Here is a 20,172-nt window from a genome sequence, read left to right as displayed (position 1 = left end):
TACACTGGTTAACATGTTTTTGGTTTTTCGTCAGTTATTGTGATTCAATTCATAAATATGGTGATAAGTCGACCATGAGCGACGTCTAATACGGCTAATTTGATGCCAGTCACACAATACTTATCAACCAATTGTTAGTCTTAATACCAGTTTTGGTATGCCAATTAATTTTCAATGGCAAATAACAAAGATGTTCGATGAGGCTCACCCTATGTCTACATCGAGTACCATAAAGGAAGGTAACAATGAAACTAACGAAACTTGCAGCTATTACAGCTCTTACATTCTCGGCGTCTAGTTTTGCAGCAGACAAAGTCGAGCTAGAAGTCGCCAGTTGGAAAGGCGCTGGAGCAGAAGTTGCAAACTTTCCTGTTCTAATCGAAAAGTTCGAGCAACAGTATCCAGACATTAAAGTGCGCCTTAACTACATGGCACGTAATGACATGGTCACCAGCATCCCAGCTCGTTTCCAAGCAGGTAGCCCACCTGATGTCATCATGGTAGACCGTGAGTTCATCACTCACTGGGGCGGTGCGGGTCAGCTTATGGAAATCGGTGACCAAGAGTTTGTCGAGCGTATTCAACCTGGCCTTCAATCGCACCTTGGTCTCGATGACGATGTTTACTACGCGATGCTGCAGGTATCTGGTATGGGCATCTACGTCAATGATGACTTAATGGAAAAGGCTGGCGTAACTAAGTATCCAGAAACTGTGGCTGAATTTACAGCGACTTGTGAGCAACTGAACAGTAAAGGCATCACACCAACGCTACTAGCAGGTAATAACGGTGCATGGACACCTTACATCTTCTTCTTGGCACTGGGTTTGGCAGATGGCGATGTACCTAGCCAAGACCGTCTAGCACAATTCAACGATGGCAAGATCAAGTTTGCTGAAGATGAGTCAATGAAAAACGCGTTTGAAGCGTTCCGTCAGATGATTGATGCGAAATGTTTCAACCCGAAAATCAGTGCTGGTACAGACCCATGGTCAGTTGCACTCACCACTTTCCAATCAGGTCGTATTGCAATGCTTCCTCAGGGTTTATGGAACATTAACCCATTCATGAAAGACTCTTTACCAGAGAACTTCTCACTCAAACCATTCCCATCAATCAATGGCGACAAAGGCATTACCCTTGACTACTTAGGTCCTGGTTGGGCGATTCCAAAAGACGCTAAGCAAGTTGATGCTGCGAAAAAATGGATCGATTTTTGGACTCACGATGAGAACCTAAAACTATTCCTAGAAGCGGATACTGCAATGACTTCATTGAAAGGAGGCACATCAGGTCTTCCTATGAATATTGCAAAAGATTACGTAGAAGCGCGCGATGCAATGCAATACGTGACCTTCCCTGTTGGTGCTCTACCAGTAGAAGTAACGCGTGATATGACGAATGACATCACATCATTCATGTTGAACCCAAGCCAAGATTACACCGAGATTCTTGAACGTTGGGACTCATTAGTCGCTCGCGATATTGCGAAACGTTAATTGTTGTATTTTGGCAGCTACGCTTTTGTAGCTGCCGTCTTTGCCCATGGGCTAATTGAGGGTTGTAGTTATGAAAGTCGATAAAAGGTTATATTTCCTTATCCCGGCTCTATTTTTGTATCTCATGTTCACTATTTATCCGGTGTTCAAAGGGATCTCATTGTCGATGACAGAGTACGCTGGTGTTGGTGAAGCAACATGGGTTGGTCTAGACAATTACCGAGAAATATTCTCCGATCAGCGCTACGTTCAGGTGCTGAAAAATACACTCGTCTACGGTGTTGTCGTCGTCGTATTCCAAAATGGATTGGGGCTTATTTTTGCTGCAATTCTGAATAGTATTCCAGCGGTCCGTGATGCTTTGCGTACTGCGCTGCTTGTACCTTCAATGCTGTCGCTAGTGATTGCTGGTTACGTGTGGCAATACCTATACGCTCCGATGGGCGGCGGACTCAACGAATTGCTTGCCTCATTTGGCATGAGCAGCATGCAACAAATCTGGCTTGGTGACTCATCAATTGCACTTTTCTCGGTTGCGGCAGTTCACGTTTGGATGTTCGTAGGTTACTCAACAGCGATTTTCTTGGCAGGTTACGCAGGGATCTCAACTGAAGTAAAAGATGCTGCACGTGTCGATGGCGTCTCACCGATTAAATCGTTCTTCCATATCGATATCCCACTGCTTGCTCCGGCAATCACAGTCAACATTACGCTAGCAACCATCGGTACGCTCAAGTCGTTTGAATTCCCATTCATCATGACAGGCGGTGGCCCTGATTACGCCACAATGACACTTGGTTTGAAGATTTTCCAATTGATCTTCCAAGACTTCAAGTACGGCTCAGCCGCAGCATTGTCTGTTGTCATGATTGTACTGGTTGCTCTGATCACCATCATTCAGAACAGTTACCTAAGAGCTCGTGAGGACCGTATCTAATGAGTAGTATTACATCTAATAAACTGCCGGCTATGTCGGCAGACAAAGAAACGCCAAAGCGCACGTCTAAGCTGCTGTCACCACGTAATGTTAAGCAAGGCTTGCTCATCTCGCTGATGTTTGTTGTCACATTCATCATTTTATCTCCGGTGTTCTACATGGTATTCATGTCATTTAGAAGCCGTAGAGAGATCATGTTAGATCCGTTGGCGCTACCCACTGAACTGCACTTTTCGAACTACGTGAATGTGATTGCAGACATGAACTATTTCGGCACAGTGTTTAATACGATCGGTATTACTGTGGCAACTATTTTGTCGGTAGCCATCATCTCGTCTTTAGCGGCATACCCATTAGCGCGTATCCGCAGTCGAGTGAGTAACCTAGCCTACATTTTCTTCATGCTAGGTATGGTGATTCCACCATTTGCAGCACTTACGCCGCTATACCTGTTCATTCGAGACTTGGGACTACTGGACACCTACTTCGGCCTTATTTTGGTCTACACCGTCGGTCACCTGCCTCTTGGTGTGTTCTTCTACACCAGTTTCATGAAGGCGATACCAAAAGAGTTGGAAGAAGCAGCGACGTTAGACGGTGCCACGTTCTTAAAAACATATTGGTACATCATTTTCCCAATGCTAAAACCGATTACAGGTACTCTAGCTATCTTCATCACCCTTGGTGTGTGGAATGATGTGGTTAACCCATTACTCTTTATCACAACCGAGAGCAAACTGACCATCATGCCAGCTGTTTTACGATTCTTGGGGACATACTCTGTTGACCCAACACAGTTATTCCCAGCAGCTGTACTAGCATCGCTACCGCTACTTGTGGTGTTCTTTACTCTGTCAAAACAGATTGTAAATGGCATGACAGCAGGTGCAGTGAAATAACCATCAAGAGCAAGGCATTTGCGCCTTGCTCTACTTCTTTAGGAGGCAGCAACTACCCAACATTAGGCTTTACCCATAATAATTATGTTTTTAGTAGTACTTTGCGCACTGCGCTATTTTCAATATTTATAAAGACTATCAAGTATTTATCCAATAACGATTTAAGGAAAACTAATAACATGGAACTAAAAAAACTCTCTCTTGCCACTGCAATTACTGCTTGTTTACTTGCTTCTAGCAACCTTGCTGCAAAACAGATCGAACTTGAAGTCTCTAGCTGGAAAGGTGCTGGCGCCGAAGTCGCAAACTTCCCTTTGATTATCGAGAAATTTGAGAAAGCAAACCCTGACATCAAAGTAAAACTCAACTACATGGCGCGCAATGATATGGTGACAAGCATCCCTGCCCGCATGCAAGCAGGATCACCACCAGACGTTGTAATGGTTGACCGTGAGTTTATCCAACACTGGGGTGGTAACGGTCAGTTAATGCCGTTAAATGACCTACCTTTTGTTGAGCGTGTCCAACCAAAACTTCAGCCTTACCTTGGCCTTGAAGACACGGTTTACTATTCCATGCTCCAAGTATCGGGAATGGGCGTTTATGTAAACAATGACCTCTTTGAAGAAGCAGGCATCGATAGCTACCCTCAAACCGTCGACCAGCTCGTGCAAGCGTGTACCAAGCTCAATGACAAAGGCATCCAGCCAATGCTCCTCGCCGCGAATAATGGCGGTTGGACACCTTACGTTTACTTTTTAACCATGGCATTGGCTGATGGTAACAACCCAGACCTAGCGCGAATGGATAAATTCGTGAGCGGTGAAGCAAAATTTGCCGACGACCCATCAATGAAGAATGCGTTTGAAGGCTTCAGACAGATGATTGATGCGAAATGCTTCAATCCTATGGTGTCAGCGGGTACTGACCCTTGGTCTGTTGCGTTAACAACATTCCAGTCTGGACGTGTCGCCATGCTTCCACAAGGTATGTGGAACATCACTCCGTTCTCTAATGATTCTTTACCTGAGCACTTCTCACTGCATCCTTTCCCTGCTGTAAATGGTACTAAAGGTATCGTAATGGATTACAACGGCCCTGGTTGGGCAATTCCTAAAGACTCAGGTCAGGTAGAAGCCGCGAAGAAATGGATCGACTTCTGGATGAATGATGAGAACTTAAAAGTTTACTTAGAAGCCGACACCGCGATTACTACCCTTGCTGGTGGTACATCTGGCGTACCAGAACTCGCGAAGCCTTATGAAGATGCTCGTACAGCGGGCCAGCTTGTAACCTTCCCTGTAGGTAACATCCCTGCTGACCTTGGTGCTGATATGCCAAATGACATCACAGCATTCATGCTTAAACCAGACCAAGACTACAACAAGATTTTGCAGCGTTGGGATAAAACAGTTGCTAAAAATCTTAAATAACTAAGTTCCACCAACAAAAGAGAGGGAGAGCGGAATGCTCTCCCTCTCTTTTATCTATGAACCCCAATTGTCGCTGTTAATTATGATTTCACTCTTAGCTACAACCACACCAAGTTTCCCTAGCTCGGAAGATAGGGCAAATCGTTCATTTTGAATTGCAACCCCGCACACATCACTCTCCCTCGGTACACGAACTAACATAAACGGCTAAACCAGACAGTTAAGCAGTTTTTCCTCTAAACTCGAATCTATAGTGGAAGCAATAATTTCTATTCTGCTTTCGTTACAATCATCCAATTCACCTTCCTGAAGCTCATCAGAGGTCATGTTGTAACCAAAGATCCCGTCTTGCATAATGAATACCGCCTTGAGTCGTTCAGCCTCTATGGTAACTAATAGTGCAATGAGTTTCTGTCTAGAAAATACCTTGTTGGGTGCAAACCTCCAACCTACGCTATTAAAACCTTCTCCACTGTTCACTGCCTTGATATAGCCGCGTGGTGGGATCGGCAGCTCAGACGCAAGTGGCTTGGTTGTATTATGATGGTGATGATGCGATTGCTGAGCAACCGATGAAGTTTCACCATCTAAAAGCTCCAAGGGGATATCCCCTTGTATTGTATAAACTAACGGTGTTCCCTCTTTGTTTGCACGCTGTGATACATAGTCAGAGAGCAACTCATTATCCCCTACTGCATACAGGTCGGCTTTGTTACCTACCACAATATCGGCAATATCAATTTGCTGGTTAAAGGTGTCATGTTCAGTATATTTCGGCTCACTCAGCTTTCTGGCATCAACGAGCGTTATTATCTTTTGTAGTGATAACACCTCACGATAATTTTCAGATGAGAGTACTTCTAAAACCTCTTTCGGGTGCCCCAGCCCTGTAGGCTCGATCAGTAATCTATCAGGACGAGAATGTGTAAGCAGTTGGTTTAACGCTATTTGCATTGGTAGCCCTGCAGCACAGCACATACAGCCACCTGGAACCTCGCGAATATAAACCTGCTGTCCTTCAGAAGAACTTCCTTCGAATAAGCTCCCATCCACACCAATCTCGCCAAACTCATTGACGAGAATTGCCCACCGCTCGTTCTCTGGCTTATGACGCATTAAGTTCAAGATTGCGGATGTTTTTCCAACTCCAAGAAAGCCAGTGATAATATTCGTGGGTACTGCTGAAATTGGCTCTTGTAGCTTACTCACTACACTCACTCCTTTGATTGATTGTTCTGTTTCGTTCTACATTCATCACACACACAGCTAATCTCAAGCTGTGGACTTATAACGGTAAAACCGGCTTTGGCTGCTTCATCACGCAATGAATCCATCACTAGGGGCTCTAGTGTAAGTTCAGTGATCTTGTTGCACTCTTTGCAGATCAAAAATTGCGCCACGCCATGGTCATGCTCACGGCAAATATGTGCACATGCGACAAACTTATTGGTTGAATTTAGCTTGTGAACAAGGTCCTCTTTTTCGAGAAACTCTAAGCTTCGATACACAGACATAGCAGCAATACTCTCGCCATATCTCTCTTTACAAAAATCCACTAATTCATAAGCCGACAATGCACGGTTAGATTCAATTAATCGTGCAAGCACCTGCTTTCTCTGTGAGGTAAGACGCGCTCCATGCGTTTTGCAGTGTTGTTCTGCATGCTCAATTTGATTTGTTACATTGCTCATAGTCAATCCCGGGATATTTCCGATGTTTGAATGTCGTTACGCGTTTATAGAGTCTATCCCTTGAGTACGCGAACACTGATATGTTATAACATAACAAATAAACGTTACCAACTCTGTTGACACATTAGTAAACATTCTCAGATTCAATTGAATTTGATCAAACCTGTCTATACTTCAAAACACCAGCTTTAATAGTTAGTTAACGTAAGGAGTTCCTATGAAGGCAATGGTACTGAATGAATATGGCGAGCAAGCAAACTTTGAACTAACTGACGTCGAGAAACCAGCGCTTAAACCGGGAGAAGTCCTTGTGAGAGTCTCTGCTTCCAGCATCAATACGGTCGACACAATGATCAAACAACTAGGAACTGCCCTTCCTTTCTCTCCAGCGTTACCGGCTATCTTAGGTATGGACTTTGCGGGCACAATCGAAAGTATCTCCGATGACGTTGAAGGCTTTCAGGTCGGTGATGAAGTTTACGGCTGTGCGGGTGGTCTAGGAGAGCTACAAGGCTCGTTAGCTGAATATATGCCTGCAGACGTGCGTCTCATCGCCCATAAACCTTCAAATCTATCGATGAAAGAAGCGGCTGCGCTACCACTTGTCGCCATCACAGCCTATGAAGGTCTGAGTCGAGCTCAAGTCAAAGCGGGACAAAAAGTACTGGTTCATGGCGGTGCTGGGGGTGTTGGAAACATCGCTGTACAAATTGCCAAAGCGTGGGGAGCTGAAGTTTATGCAACGGTTGGACGACCTGAGCATATGGGGCTGATGCAACTGCTCGGCGCTACCGCCATCAATTACCGAGAGGAAGCGGTGGCTGATTACGTATCCAAATACACCGATGGAGGGTTTGATGCGGTATTCGATTCTGTCGGTGGCGAGAATATGATCAAATCATTCGATGCGACGAAACTTAATGGACACGTTGCATCCACTGTATCTATGCTAGAACTCGACCTTACGATGATGCACTTTAAAGGCCTCTCTCTACATGTGGTATTTATGTTGATTCAAATGATTAATGGTGTACGCCAAGAAGAACATCATCACATTCTCTCTGAAGTCGCCAAACTTGCTGACGAGGGGCGACTATCACCAGTCATGGACGAAGTTGACTACAAATTGGAGGATATTAGTGAAGCCTATGATCGACTATCTTCTGGCAAAGCGACGGGGAAAGTCGTTGTGGAAAACTAAGACTAATACCTAGCACATTTAGGGTTGGCGGAGGCGTAAGCGTACCGCCAGCCTCAAAAAGCTGGGCTAGAACCCTGCAATGCACACCCCATGTCTCGATAACATGTCACAACACTCACCTCTAATATATTCAAAATACATACAACTAGCAGTATAAAAAGCTAGCATTCTTGCATTCACCAGAACAAATCCACACAGCCAATCAGCTATCACCTAAAATAATCTTAAGTTTGAGATTCAGTTTCATGAAGCGGCTTTATCTATAGAGTATGGTCACAAATCACTCACACACTCCACTAATAGATGTGCCCCAAAGCACATATGTGTTTTTGTAGCATTGTATTACAAATGGTGAAATCCAATAATTAATTTCAGATGAGAATAAATTAGTCAAAATGTATTTGTGAGCCACATAGATTCTCCCGACAAATCAATATAATAAGGCAATCACAAATTCTCCTACTAGCTGCTCATCTATGGATTATCAATTAACGGAGAACAACATGAAACATAAGTTACTTACCCTTGCTGCTGCTTCTGTATTAATGGCGTTTGGTGCTAATGCTAAAACACTCACTCTTGGTCACGCAATGAACTTAGAGAGTGCTGCTCATGCCGGTATGGAGATATTTGCCGAAAAAGTCAGTGAAAAGTCTAATGGTGAAATGAACGTGCGTATCTTCCCTAACGGCATGCTTGGGTCTGAACGTGACCAAGCAGAACAGGTTGTTACTGGTGCTATCGATATGGCGAAGATCAATGGTTCACTGGCTGAATCATTCGAGCCTACCTATAAGGCAATTTCAATCCCATTCCTCTTCCGTGATGCCGACCATATGCACACTTTTATGCGTAGTGAAGCAGCAGAAAAGCTTCTCCAATCAAGTGAAGGTAAAGGGTTCGTTGGCTTAACACTTTACGATTCAGGCTCACGAAGCTTCTACAGTTCTAAGCCGATTGAAACGCCAGAAGATCTTGCTGGGCTAAAAATTCGCGTCCCAGAATCACCAACGATGATGGAGATGGTTCGTTTACTAGGAGCTCGTGCAACACCAGTTCCATTTACGGAAGTTTATACCGCACTACAACAAGGCGTTATCGATGCAGCAGAGAACAACATTTCTAGTCTGGTTGAAATGAAGCACTCAGAAGTAGCGAAATACTACTCAATGAATGAACATATGATGACGCCAGATCTCATCATGATCTCTGAAAACACATGGAACAGCCTATCTCCAGATCAGCAGACGATTGTTAAAGAAGCCGCTCTAGAGTCTATGGAAGAAGAGATAAAAATCTGGGCTGAAATTGATGGCAAGAATAAGGAAGTTGCTAAAACGCTAGACGTTAAGTTCATTGAAGTTGATAAGAGCAAGTTCCGCGCGAAGGTTCAGCCAATGATTGATAGTGCTGAGCAAGATCCAACGCTTGGCTACTACATCTACGCAATCCAAAAAATGTAATCCACTGCTTTTACTTCATAAAACCCCACTCTTCGTTGAGTGGGGTGAAATTATTGGGTCGCAGTTTAAGGAGTCTCAATGTATTCATTTATTCAGTCTTTCAGAAGGTTGCTCGATAAAGCCATTCTCACCTTCTGCGGTTTCGCGATTATTACGCTCGTCGTGACCGTTACATGGCAAGTTTTCAGTCGGTATGTCCTTAATGATCCCAGTTCATTTACTGATGAGCTTGCACGCTACACTATGATTTGGTTTGGCCTTTTTGGCGCTAGTTATCTGTTTGGCAAGAATGGTCATTTGGCGATCACGTTATTTGTCGGGTCAATTAAACAGAAGTACCGTAAATACTGCCATTTAGTCATCCATATGGTTTCTTTCTCTTTTATTTATCTTGCAATGATCAAAGGCGGTACGCAGCTAATCGGACGCACGATGCTGCAATCTTCTCCTGCACTGCAAATACCAATGGCATACGTTTACTTCATATTACCGCTATCGGGTTCGTTAATGCTGATTTACCTAGTACTCAACACCATCGATATGTTCGCTAGCGACCATACCGCTCAACAAGGATAACGAATATGGATATTTCAATTGGGTTTTGGCTCCTATGCCTTTTCATGCTCATGATCAGTTTTAGCATTCCTATTGCCATCGCGATAGCAATGTCGTCACTTGTAATCATGTGCACCATTCTTCCTAATGATGTCGCATTCATGACTGCAGGTCAGAAAATCGTGACTGGTATAGATAGCTTTAGCTTACTTGCCATTCCGTTTTTCATATTGGCGGGTAACATCATGAATCGGGGAGGTATTGCAACCCGACTTGTTGAGTTCGCAAAACTGTTAGTTGGCCGTATGCCAGGGTCTCTTTCTCACGTAAACGTCATCGCAAATATGTTGTTTGGTTCTGTCTCAGGTTCGGCAGTTGCCGCAGCCGCTGCTGTCGGGAAAACACTGGAACCAGAATTAGAAAAAGAAGGTTATGACAAAGCGTTTTCTACCTCTGTTAACGTGGCTTCTTGCCCTGCCGGTCTTCTAATTCCACCCAGCAACTCATTGATTGTTTTTTCGGTGGTTAGTGGCGGCACTTCTATTGCGGCACTCTTTATAGCGGGTTATGTTCCAGGCATTTTAATGGGCCTTAGCTGTATGGTGGTCGCTTATATGATTGCTAAGAAAAAGGGCTATCGAACCATCTCCGAGCCAAAAACAGCAAAAGAAATCATGGACATCACTTGGAGAGCGACACCGAGCTTAGGGCTTGTAGTCGTCGTTATTGGCGGCATTATCGGGGGGATATTTACCGCAACGGAAGGTGCGTGTATCGCAGTGCTTTACGCGTTCTTTCTGTCTCTTTGTTATCGAACGCTCGGCATGAAAGAAATGAGAACTATCTGTGTAGAAACCGCAGAAATCACAGGCATCATGCTGTTTCTCATCGGTGCTTCCACCATCATGTCTTGGGCTATGGCTTTTACTGGACTTCCAAGCCTGATCAGTGATTGGATGCTGTCTATTTCTGATAATCCCATCATCATTTTCATTCTGATGAATATCATCCTGCTGATCGTGGGAATGTTTATGGATTTAACACCAGCCGTACTTATTTTTACGCCGATTTTTATGCCAATCGCGACTCAACTAGGTATGCACCCTATCCATTTCGCAATGATGATCATCTTTAACCTATGTATCGGTATCGCCACGCCTCCAGTAGGTACCGCTCTTTTTGTAGGTTGTAGTGTCAGTGGAGCTAAAATAGAAAGTGTTATTAAATCGATTCTGCCCTTCTGTGCGGTCTTGATTGTCACTCTACTACTGATCACATTCGTGCCAGAAATCAGCCTTGCGCTACCTCGCGCATTCGGTCTAATCAACTAAGTTGACCACAAATAAAAACACCGCACTATCTATATGATGTGCGGTGTTTTTATTTTTAAACGGCGCTATTGGTATTCACTAACGAATAACCACTTCACCGTCTTCAATGGGAAAGCTAGTACCCTCTGGCTTATTCACCATACGTACTGTTGTTGGAGTGCCTGCAATTTCGTAAGTGACGTCGTAACCCACAACTTTCGCTGAAGTGGTGTATTCTGTTTCACACTGCCTTTCGGTTGTCGTTACGACATCATTCTTTTGCGCGTTCTCTTGAATCTTACGACCCGTCATCGCGCCCGCAATAGTGCCTGCAGCAGTGGCAACAACCTTACCTGAACCACCACCGACTTGGTTACCCAATGCTGCACCCGCAGCTGCACCACCCACGGTGCCTAATAGCTTATTCTCATCTTTTACTTCTGCTTGTTTAGTCACGACTACATCATGACACACCTCATGAGGCGTCTTAACTTGCTCGGTAACCGCTTCCACCAGCGTGATGTTCGCTTCAGTTGCGACCTCCGGTGTATTAGGAGTTTCGTCTTTACATGCCGCTAGAGAAAGTGCTGCTGTCACTGCTAAAGCAATTGCTTTGATATTCATTGTTATGCCTTGTTCAGGTTTTGTTTTGTGGCGGCAATCATAATGATTCAGCCAACTCATTCATCAGCTCAATATCAACATTATGTCAGTGTAGTGTAAGCAGTCTATCTGCTGTTCAGACCTTATTGAGAATATGCCTCCCAGACATATATACATGACTAAGCTAATCCGTTTAGACAAAGGTTAAATTGAACTTTTCCTCGAAGCAGCGTATCTATTGATAATATAGTTATAAAGATTGAGGCTTCGCATGTTTAACGCTATTACCTCCCTATTTAAAAACCTACTAGAGGGACATGATCTCTCTGGCAGTCAGATTCAAAACCCAAATCTTGCCATCGCGTGTTTGCTCACCGAAGTGGCTGGTGCTGACCATCAAATTGATCAGGCAGAGCGTGAGGCTAAGCAACATCTACTTGAAGTGCTGCTAGACCTCTCTAAAGAACAAGCACAAAGCCTGTTAGAACAAGCGAGTGCTAAAGTTCAAGACTCTGCTTCTCTTTACGAATTCACAAACCAACTTCGTGAACTGAGCCAAGAGACACGTTTTGAACTCATCAAGGCGATGTGGGAAGTCGCCAATGCGGATGGTGAAATCGACCCATTAGAAGATGCTGTGGTGCGTAAGACGGCAGAGTTGCTTTACGTCGATCACAGTGAATTTATTAGGGCAAAGCTGTTGGTTACCGAAACCAATGAGAAGAAATAGACCGCCATAATATGATGAGGGCAACGCTTCTCTCCGTTGCCCTCTCGTTTATTTTCCTTTTGCGTAGCGATCCGCTAAAACCGCGCAGTAGAAGATCTGTATCGGATGATAAAGCATGATTGGCAGCAATATCATTCCCAAGGAAGGGTCGTTAGCAAAAATCACTTTCGCCATCGGCACGCCCGCGGCCAGCGTCTTCTTTGTACCACAAAATACTGCGGCAATTTCATCTTGACGATTGAATCCCACTTTTTTCGCCGACCATTGAACCACGTGTACCATGGCGAGCAACAAGACAAAACAAAGCACGACTGACGAGAGGAGTAACGTCAGTGAGAACTGAGACCAAATGTTACTCTCTATGGAGTCACAGAACACATTGTAAACAATCAAGATGATCACGATCTTGTCAATCTTGTTGATGATTTGTTTGTTTCTCGCTAGCCAGTCTTTCAATATAGGTCGCAACAGCTGACCAATCACCATAGGTAGAATCAAAAGCTTCGCCACAGAGACAATGGTTCCAATGGCGTCACCACTCTCCCCCTCAATGCCGACTAAGACAAAGATTAGAAGCGGAGTGATGAAAACACCGATAATACTCGAAAGAGATGCATTAAAAATGGCTCCCGGAACATTGCCTTTTGCAATACTCGTCATAGCGACTGAAGATGAAATCGTGCTTGGCAATACCAGTAAGTAACAAAAACCTATAGCCAAGGCACTTGGCATATGCAGTGAAAACAGGTGACCGAAGATCAACCATAAAAGAGGGTAAACCACAAACGTCGTAGATTGAATAAAGCCATGCAATCGCCAGTTAGTCATACCCGCTGCAATGTCTTTACGAGATAGATTTAAGCCATGTAGTAAGAAGACAAGTGCAATACCGAGCGATGTCACAACGTCTAAGTGAAGTAAGCCACCACTGCTACCTACTGGAGAAGTTTTGACCGATAAAATGATCGCTAGGATCATTCCGAGAATAAACCACTGTTGCTTAATTTTGTTAATAATGTCCAAAGTGCAGTCCAAGTTACTATTGTTTTACATAAAGGAAAATAAACATCTGATAATTCGTCAGTTATTACCTTTCAACGTTCTTTTGTTTTATGTTTACAAGTGTGCCTGAGTGTCAATAAAGGGTAAACCTTCAAAACGCGTCAATCTGCATTTGAATCTATAACACCTATACCCTTAGCGGTAATCAACGACACGTGTCTCTCTAAGTGCAATACAACGGTCCAGTTGCCCCTCGCCAAACAAAGTGACAAATATCATTAACCTGAAACACCCATAAAGTGCTAACGTATCAGGTAATTTTCTTCTGTTGTTTGGAGTTTAACTATGTGGCCTTTGGTCGTGAGTGCGACATTTGGCGCTCTTTTAGGCGAATTCAGTGGTATTGCTATGGGAGGCTTATTTGGCTCTATAGTGATAACTTTAGTCGTATCTCAGTGCCTAACACTTCGCGCCCAAGCTTCACAAACTCCTTCTTTCCTCCCATCAAAAATGGAACTCCCAAAAGGGTCCATCACACTTATTCAGCTGATACTTGGACTTAGTGTGGGTTCTATCGCTAGTTTTCAAACCATTGCAGATAATGTCAGCGTTCCAGTGGTGACAGGTTTGATTCTCTGTTTATGCTGTCAAATCAGCCTGGGGTTTATATGGCTTAATCGAGCTGAAAAATGGTCAGTGAGTGATAGCATCATGGGTGCTATTCCTGGCGCGCTATCCGCACTGCTCTCGATGTCCGGGCGATATCAGTCTCCCTCGGCAAAGGTGGTCTTTGCACACTCCGTTCGTCTGGTGTTACTGGTTCTACTTGCTGCGTTTATCTCAACTCAATATGCCGCAGACTTAACCACCTTCGATAACAATTTGAATATTTTTAGAGCGAGCGATTTCTTTTGGTTGTGTATCGTCGCCACTCTTTCAATTGGCTGTGGTTGGGCATTGGATAAAATCGCGTTACCTGCCCCTTACCTTACGGGCTCACTCATTACGACCATTACCTTTCACTCCCTATTCAATCACATCGCTATCGTCGTCCCGAGCATCTTAATTGATGTCTCAACGACAATCTTAGGGGCCGTTATTGGGCTTAAGCTATCAGCAGTGAAAATGTCAGAAGCATGGCGCTATGCGCGTGCGGGGATACTGGTTACGACGATTAGTTTGTCAGTGACAATTGCTGCCTCTTACATTACGAGTATAGCTTTAGACATGAACTGGGCCGTTCTACTCATCGCCTGGGTTCCGGGCAATGTCGAGGCAATGACCACCATCGCCCTAGCCTTTTCACTACAACCTTCATTTGTAATGATTAATCATGTAATTCGCTTGTTCATCCTTAATCTAACGCCAATCGTTTTGGGTCAAATCAACCCATCAGATAGCCCCAACACTATGTAGTTGGCGAATGTGAGAGGGTGTATTTTTGCTTCGATCATCCACAATGGTTACTCTTTTGAGGACGGAGTCACCAAGCTTATTTGATAGATTTTCTCGGCTCGACTGCCGAAGAACCAAAAGCTAAGTGCTAGAATCGCGAAGAACAATGCTTTATGCAGGTCTTCCCAGAAGTATTCAAAGTAGCGTGTATAAAGATTGATAAAGAAAAACGTTAATCCATAAATCTTAACAATGTCATCCTTTTGCTTCACTCCATAATAAACCGCATAAGCAGAGACAAAGGTGAGCAAAATCGACCAGTGGATTAAAGAGAGCTGCGAGACTTTGTCCCACTCTACGACACTGACATAATTTCCAAAGATAGAAACTACCCAAAGTGAGATAAACAGGTAGGCGAGACCAATCAGTTTGGTGGTGATGTAAAAAGAGAGCAGGTTTGTTTTACGCACAAACAAATAATACCCACCCGCTGTCATTAATGCTCCCATAAGGGCAAAACGGATGGGCACATTCACACCAAGAAAGTACTCACCTAAACCAAATGGGAAAGCAGCTTCAATCGCAAACCACAAGCCCACCGAGAGTAGACTAAACCCCCAAACAATATGTGAAGGCATTAAGATGCCAAGTACCGCATAATTGACCGTTGCAAAGGCCATGAGATACGTCGTATCTTCAATGGCAAATGCCTCTCCTAGAAAATGGATAGCGACAGCATTAGAGAGCACCCCAACAAGCATAAATGCTTCATTACTGAATATTTTGTGGGGTTGCGACTCCCGACTCTTCATACCGAGGAAATAGAAAAGTATCGAGCAAGCAATGAAAAAACCACACTTAGCGATATCTGGTGCTGAAAACAACTTTTGGAACAACTCAATCAGCCATTGGTCGCCGATGGCAATCAAGACAGAGATGAGAATGGAGAGGATCGCAAAATAAAAAGAGTACTTGGCTAGCTGCTTCCAATCAAACGAGCTCACAGTATAAGCGCTATTCAATCTCTGATACTCTTGCTCAGAAATCACACCCTGCTCTCGCCACTTAACTAGCGCATCACTCAGTACTCGACCTTCTTTACGAGATACCTGCATACTTCATCTCTCCAACGACAAGTGCCTTATCCCAAAGACAACAAAATGTAGGTTAAGTGTAACCTATCGTTGAAATCGAGTCGCGAAAGAGCACACGCAGTAGGACTATTCTTTATGCTTAACGATTAAGAATCCGCTAAACAGAACGAATTTCTCGTCAAACAAGCGCGCTGCAACCATTGCGGCATGCGCAAACGCCCCAACACCAAATGTCGACACCAAGACTTTTATCAGATCGGTATTTGGTGGTACGTTATACAACTTGAGTAGATTGGTAAAAAAGACAAAGCACACGATGCCAACCGCTGTCCCAAGCGAAAAACCTAGCAAGCCATTTAAGCCATTTTGAGACCATGGTAGCATCATCATTCCCATGACGAGCAACCATTGGCAAAGCATTGCATTTCTTAGCTCCGTCATGCCTAAGAATTCCGCACTGAAGATGAAGCCGCTATACAACGCTAAAAAACCTGCGACAAACATACTTATACCCGCTAACTTTTTGTTCATGGCGAGATACTCCTTTTGCTTGTGGCTGTAACTCTAGTGTAGGACATTCATCATTGAATAAATTTGCTGCAAGTCGCACATATTTTGTTGATTTTACGAATGATTGAAAATTTAGATTGCAAGCTTGTTATAGATCGCCTGTATCTCTCTTTTTAACTCCAGAATGCTTGGATGCTCCACCAAGTAATCGACGAAGACGTTAGTCGCAGACTGCGTTCCTTGCGCGTTGAGATAAGTAATTCTTAAATCGACTTCAAACCGAGAATGTTCCGGGCTAAGTACAACCAAGACATCTTCTTTCAAGGCTTGACGTATCACATGGTACGGAAGACATGCAAAAGCATTGGCAAACTTGAGATAGTGGAAACAAGACAGAGAATTGTTGCTGACAAACTTGACGTTATCTGGGTGACATTTTCTTTGAGTTTCGCTGTCCACCATGACTGAATCCTCTTGATTCAAATAAGACCATGCAACAAAAGGAAAATCAGAAAAGAGCGAATCTAAGGATTTTGGTAAACCATTAGCCTGTACAAACCCAGGGGAACAGCATAGAAAAAAAGGTAATTTGATGAGCGGTCTAGAAATCAAATTTTCATGAATCGAATCAGACGATAAATGTGCGCGAATCGATATATCAAGTTGATGGTCAAAGATATCCTGAAATTGCTCATCTGTGACAAGTTCAATCACGTAATTAGGGTTCTCTTTCTGAAAATCAGCGATCACCTTACTCAAAACAATAGAGCCAAACGTGTTGGGACTTGATAACTTGAGTTTGATTTGTTGTTCAGTTGTGTCTTTCGTAAAGTGCGATTTATTAATCGTCATGACACGCAGCGCGGTGTCGACCTCCATCAGAATAGGTCGGCAACTATCAACATACGCCTTGCCTTTGGCCGTGAGTTTCGAACCTTTCGCGTTACGATCTAGCAGCCTGAAACCTAGCTCATTCTCTAGTGCTTTAATCGCCCTTGAGATCATCACTTTCGACTTCCCAAGCTGCTCTGCTGCCATACCCAAAGAGCCTGAGTCAGCCACACAAATCAATACTCGATGATTAGCGATATCGTCCATAGCGTTCCATTTTGTATACGAGGTGTATCATTTGAGAGTATAGCCAAATCAAATGAGTTAACTACGCTTAGTGAACCAATCAATAAGGAGTGTTCGCCATGCAACTTACCTCTAAGCGCGTTTGTACCTCATTGCTCGCAATCACCAGCCTAACGCTGTTTTCCCACGCTACGTTTGCTCAAGATTCAGTTTCTAAACAAGAAATGTCCAATAAAGAAAAAGCCATCGCTGTTATCTCCAGCATAGAGACAGGCGATCAGAATGCCATTGGCTACATCAACCCACAGAAATACATCCAACATAACCTGAGCGTAGCTGACGGGCTTGCGGGCTTTGGGGAAGTGTTAAGTGCCCTTCCAGAAGGCTCAGCTAAAGCAAACGTTGTGCGTGCTGCACAAGATGGCGATTATGTGTTCCTGCATACTGAATATGACTTCTTTGGTCCAAAAGTTGGGTTCGATATATTTCGTTTTGAAGATGGTTTAATCGTCGAGCATTGGGATAATTTACAGCCAATTGCTGAGCCAAACCCCAGTGGAAGAACACAACTTGATGGCCCCACCGAAATCACCCAAACAGACATGACGGTAGAGAACAAAGCATTGGTTGCTGACTTTGTTGACACCATTCTAATCAAAGGGGATATGAGTAAAATCGGCATGTTTATCGACCCAAAACCTGAAGACTACTTGCAGCACAACAGCATGGTTGCCGATGGTTTAGACGGACTTGGCGCAGCATTAAAAGCCTTGGCTGAAGCTGGAACACCTATGGTTTATACCGCAAACCACAAGATTCTTGGTGAAGGCAACTTCGTGTTAGCCGTCAGTGAAGGAACATTTTTGGGTAATCACACCTCATTCTACGACCTGTTCCGCGTTGAAAACGGTAAAATCGTCGAACACTGGGACGTCATCGAGACTATCCCAAGCGAAGACCAATGGAAAAACGATAACGGCAAGTTTGGCTTTGAGAGTGATTACGTTGTCGAGGTTGCGACCTTTGACTTAGGTGACGGCGTCACCGATGAACAGTTCATCCCCATCGACAAAGCCGTAGAGGAAACTCATGTTGCCAAACAGCCAGGCTTCCTATCACGCGAATCAGGCATGACAGAAGATGGATATTGGAGAGTCATCGTTCATTGGGCATCGTTTGCAGATGCGGACGCCTCGATGAACTCCTTCATGAATGCCCCGGCGGCGGCAGATTTTATGAGTAAAGCAGATGGGTCAACTATGATTATGAGACGTTATGCTCACTAGTTGCCCCTGATACCTATCAGTATTGTTAGGTCTAAATTGAAAGCCACACTAACGTTTCATTAAGTGTGGCGTTTTTGAATTTGCCGATCAAAAGGCTCTAACATTTATCCATCCACAAGTTATCTTTATTGCGCAAATAGTTTGCCTCAGCGCATTTTTGTGGTATCACTGTTAAAACAACGTTATGTTGTTAACCGACTAGATGAATCACGGAAGAGGAAAATAGTCATGCACAGTAAAAGTATCAATGATGACATTATCCGCGACATGATGACTGAAAAGCCTCAGCTTTTCCCTGGTATGTTCGCATCTCACAACTATTACATCAGCATCGTAAGACAAGAGCTGGCACTTTACGAACATCAAAAAAACCCATCCAGTGCAGAACAATTGCTCAAGGGTTATATGAGCTTTAAGGACTCATGCACCACAACGCCTGAGCTGCAGTTTTAAACACGGTCTCTATTTTGTTTAGACAACATGTCACTTTCCAAGTCGCCCCAACGCATCACTGTATTGGGGCTTAAACACTTAGCCAGTCACCACATCAACTTGATAACGCACAATTTTGGGTTGGTCACTCTTAAACGATAGCTGCCACTCTTCATTAACCAACACGTTAACATCCTCACCACTTGCTGTACGAGCGATAAGTCTTACACGTAAATCTGCTTTGAAGCCTACCTCAGACGGTGTAATCACCACTTGCTCAAGCGTATGACTTGCCGTATCAAACATGTTTCTTAGTTGGCGATACCAATCTTTAAAGCCTGCATGCCCGTTATACTCACCCTCTGGTACATGAAAAACCACGTTTTCATCAAGCTCTGATAAGAATGGCGTTTCATCTTCACCAAGATTATCCATATTTTCAAACCAAGCTTTGACCAAGGCGGAGACTTGTCGCTCCTGTGACGATAACAAGTCAGCCACTTTATCAATCACACGTGTTGCATGAGCTTGTGCCTTCGCTTCCACATCCTCTAGCGTGTTGTATACTCCAGGAATGTATACCATGCCATGCGTATAGATTGGAGCATGGTAGTTTAGACCCGCTAAGTATGCCGTTTGCTGAATTGGGTGTAACAGTTGCTCAATCGTGAAGTGATTGTAGCCAAGAGGGTCATACGACTCTGCCGGGCCGCCAATAGTAATGGATGTAATCAGCTCTTTACCCTTCAGCTTGTCACCCTTTGAACCGTAGGCAAAGTTGTAGCTAAACACGTCATCAAGCCACTTCTTAAGCAGTGCCGGTACTGAATACCAGTAAAAAGGAAACTGTAGAACGATAACATCTGCCGCAAGTAATGCTTGTTGCTCGGCTTCAACATCGATTTGGTAGTTTGGGTACAGCGTATCGAGGCGGCGCACATCAATGCTCTCAATCTCTTTGCCTAGTTGATCGATGATAATTTTGTTTGTATTTGATTTCTCTAGTTCTGGGTGTCCAGAAATAACCACAACTTTGCTCATGTTGGCTCCTCACT

Annotated in this window: 19 protein-coding genes and 1 pseudogene; 12 read left to right on the top strand and 8 right to left on the bottom strand. The window is 44.0% G+C overall.

The genetic code is table 11. The annotated features are described in order from the left end of the window. The first annotated feature begins 245 nt into the window (after positions 1-245). The 4 genes from GT360_RS06725 (at position 246) to GT360_RS06710 (ending at position 4,768) form a co-directional block, all read left to right on the top strand. Positions 246-1,499 (top strand): ABC transporter substrate-binding protein, encoded by a 1,254-nt coding sequence (locus tag GT360_RS06725; protein WP_164648130.1) that lies wholly within the window; start codon positions 246-248, stop codon positions 1,497-1,499. A 70-nt stretch (positions 1,500-1,569) separates the two neighbouring features. After that, positions 1,570-2,436: a carbohydrate ABC transporter permease gene (locus GT360_RS06720; protein ID WP_239502603.1), complete on the top strand. Its 867-nt coding sequence runs from the start codon at positions 1,570-1,572 to the stop codon at positions 2,434-2,436. Continuing rightward, entirely contained in the window at positions 2,436-3,335 is a 900-nt protein-coding gene (locus GT360_RS06715) for a carbohydrate ABC transporter permease (RefSeq protein WP_164648129.1), read from the top strand. Before GT360_RS06720 ends, GT360_RS06715 begins: the two co-directional genes overlap by 1 nt. A 179-nt stretch (positions 3,336-3,514) precedes the next feature. Next, on the top strand, positions 3,515-4,768 hold the full coding sequence (locus GT360_RS06710; protein ID WP_164648128.1) for an ABC transporter substrate-binding protein: 1,254 nt from the start codon (positions 3,515-3,517) through the stop codon (positions 4,766-4,768). 207 nt (positions 4,769-4,975) lie between these two features. Here GT360_RS06710 and GT360_RS06705 read toward each other — a convergent pair whose 3' ends face one another. Together GT360_RS06705 and GT360_RS06700 are read right to left on the bottom strand one after the other, a co-directional pair. Further along, complete coding sequence (locus tag GT360_RS06705; protein ID WP_164648127.1) at positions 4,976-5,977, bottom strand: CobW family GTP-binding protein; 1,002 nt, start codon at positions 5,975-5,977, stop codon at positions 4,976-4,978. 5 nt (positions 5,978-5,982) lie between these two features. Further along, positions 5,983-6,459, bottom strand: a complete 477-nt coding sequence (locus tag GT360_RS06700) for a Fur family transcriptional regulator (protein WP_164648126.1) — start codon at positions 6,457-6,459, stop codon at positions 5,983-5,985. A gap of 217 nt (positions 6,460-6,676) precedes the next feature. Here GT360_RS06700 and GT360_RS06695 point away from each other — a divergent pair, with 217 nt between their 5' ends. The 4 genes from GT360_RS06695 to GT360_RS06680 all read left to right on the top strand — a co-directional run bounded on the left by GT360_RS06695 (position 6,677) and on the right by GT360_RS06680 (position 11,009). Then, positions 6,677-7,660 carry a zinc-dependent alcohol dehydrogenase family protein gene (locus GT360_RS06695; RefSeq protein WP_164648125.1) on the top strand — a complete coding sequence of 328 codons (984 nt, stop codon included), beginning with the start codon at positions 6,677-6,679 and terminating at the stop codon, positions 7,658-7,660. 503 nt (positions 7,661-8,163) lie between these two features. Further along, a complete protein-coding gene (locus tag GT360_RS06690) occupies positions 8,164-9,123 on the top strand; it encodes a TRAP transporter substrate-binding protein (RefSeq protein ID WP_164648124.1) in 960 nt (319 codons plus the stop codon). 78 nt (positions 9,124-9,201) lie between these two features. After that, positions 9,202-9,699 carry a TRAP transporter small permease gene (locus tag GT360_RS06685; RefSeq protein WP_164648123.1) on the top strand — a complete coding sequence of 166 codons (498 nt, stop codon included), beginning with the start codon at positions 9,202-9,204 and terminating at the stop codon, positions 9,697-9,699. A 5-nt stretch (positions 9,700-9,704) separates the two neighbouring features. Then, positions 9,705-11,009: a TRAP transporter large permease gene (locus tag GT360_RS06680; RefSeq protein ID WP_164648122.1), complete on the top strand. Its 1,305-nt coding sequence runs from the start codon at positions 9,705-9,707 to the stop codon at positions 11,007-11,009. A gap of 78 nt (positions 11,010-11,087) precedes the next feature. On the opposite strand, the gene GT360_RS06675 is transcribed toward GT360_RS06680, so the two are convergent. After that, positions 11,088-11,612: a glycine zipper 2TM domain-containing protein gene (locus GT360_RS06675; protein ID WP_164648121.1), complete on the bottom strand. Its 525-nt coding sequence runs from the start codon at positions 11,610-11,612 to the stop codon at positions 11,088-11,090. Between the two features lie 250 nt (positions 11,613-11,862). Here GT360_RS06675 and GT360_RS06670 point away from each other — a divergent pair, with 250 nt between their 5' ends. Further along, positions 11,863-12,321, top strand: a complete 459-nt coding sequence (locus GT360_RS06670) for a tellurite resistance TerB family protein (protein ID WP_164648120.1) — start codon at positions 11,863-11,865, stop codon at positions 12,319-12,321. 48 nt (positions 12,322-12,369) lie between these two features. On the opposite strand, the gene GT360_RS06665 is transcribed toward GT360_RS06670, so the two are convergent. After that, positions 12,370-13,299, bottom strand: coding sequence for a bile acid:sodium symporter family protein (locus GT360_RS06665; protein ID WP_239502620.1), 930 nt, complete (start codon positions 13,297-13,299; stop codon positions 12,370-12,372). A 369-nt stretch (positions 13,300-13,668) separates the two neighbouring features. Between GT360_RS06665 and GT360_RS06660 the strand changes: the two genes are divergently transcribed. Then, on the top strand, positions 13,669-14,739 hold the full coding sequence (locus GT360_RS06660) for an AbrB family transcriptional regulator (protein WP_164648118.1): 1,071 nt from the start codon (positions 13,669-13,671) through the stop codon (positions 14,737-14,739). Between the two features lie 47 nt (positions 14,740-14,786). Here the strand turns inward: GT360_RS06660 and GT360_RS06655 are convergent, their stop codons facing one another. From GT360_RS06655 to GT360_RS06645, 3 genes are all read right to left on the bottom strand, one after another. Continuing rightward, positions 14,787-15,833, bottom strand: a complete 1,047-nt coding sequence (locus GT360_RS06655; protein ID WP_164648117.1) for a DUF2157 domain-containing protein — start codon at positions 15,831-15,833, stop codon at positions 14,787-14,789. Positions 15,834-15,938: 105 nt separating this feature from the next. Then, the gene (locus tag GT360_RS06650; protein WP_164648116.1) at positions 15,939-16,343 is read right to left on the bottom strand and encodes a hypothetical protein; all 405 of its coding nucleotides are present in this window, start codon (positions 16,341-16,343) and stop codon (positions 15,939-15,941) included. A 111-nt stretch (positions 16,344-16,454) separates the two neighbouring features. Then, positions 16,455-17,420, bottom strand: a complete 966-nt coding sequence (locus GT360_RS06645; RefSeq protein WP_164648115.1) for a LysR family transcriptional regulator — start codon at positions 17,418-17,420, stop codon at positions 16,455-16,457. 98 nt (positions 17,421-17,518) lie between these two features. On the opposite strand from GT360_RS06645, the pseudogene GT360_RS06640 reads away from it, so the two are divergent. Together GT360_RS06640 and GT360_RS06635 are read left to right on the top strand one after the other, a co-directional pair. Further along, positions 17,519-18,391, top strand: a pseudogene (locus GT360_RS06640) (nuclear transport factor 2 family protein); the annotation flags it as partial. Between the two features lie 522 nt (positions 18,392-18,913). Further along, a complete protein-coding gene (locus GT360_RS06635) occupies positions 18,914-19,138 on the top strand; it encodes a hypothetical protein (RefSeq protein WP_164648113.1) in 225 nt (74 codons plus the stop codon). A gap of 78 nt (positions 19,139-19,216) precedes the next feature. Here the strand turns inward: GT360_RS06635 and GT360_RS06630 are convergent, their stop codons facing one another. Further along, positions 19,217-20,158, bottom strand: coding sequence for an NAD(P)H-dependent oxidoreductase (locus tag GT360_RS06630; RefSeq protein WP_164648112.1), 942 nt, complete (start codon positions 20,156-20,158; stop codon positions 19,217-19,219). Positions 20,159-20,172 lie beyond the last annotated feature (14 nt).

Source organism: Vibrio astriarenae (assembly GCF_010587385.1).
In the GTDB taxonomy this organism is placed as follows: domain Bacteria; phylum Pseudomonadota; class Gammaproteobacteria; order Enterobacterales; family Vibrionaceae; genus Vibrio; species Vibrio astriarenae.
This window is presented reverse-complemented; position numbering and strand designations above follow the sequence as displayed.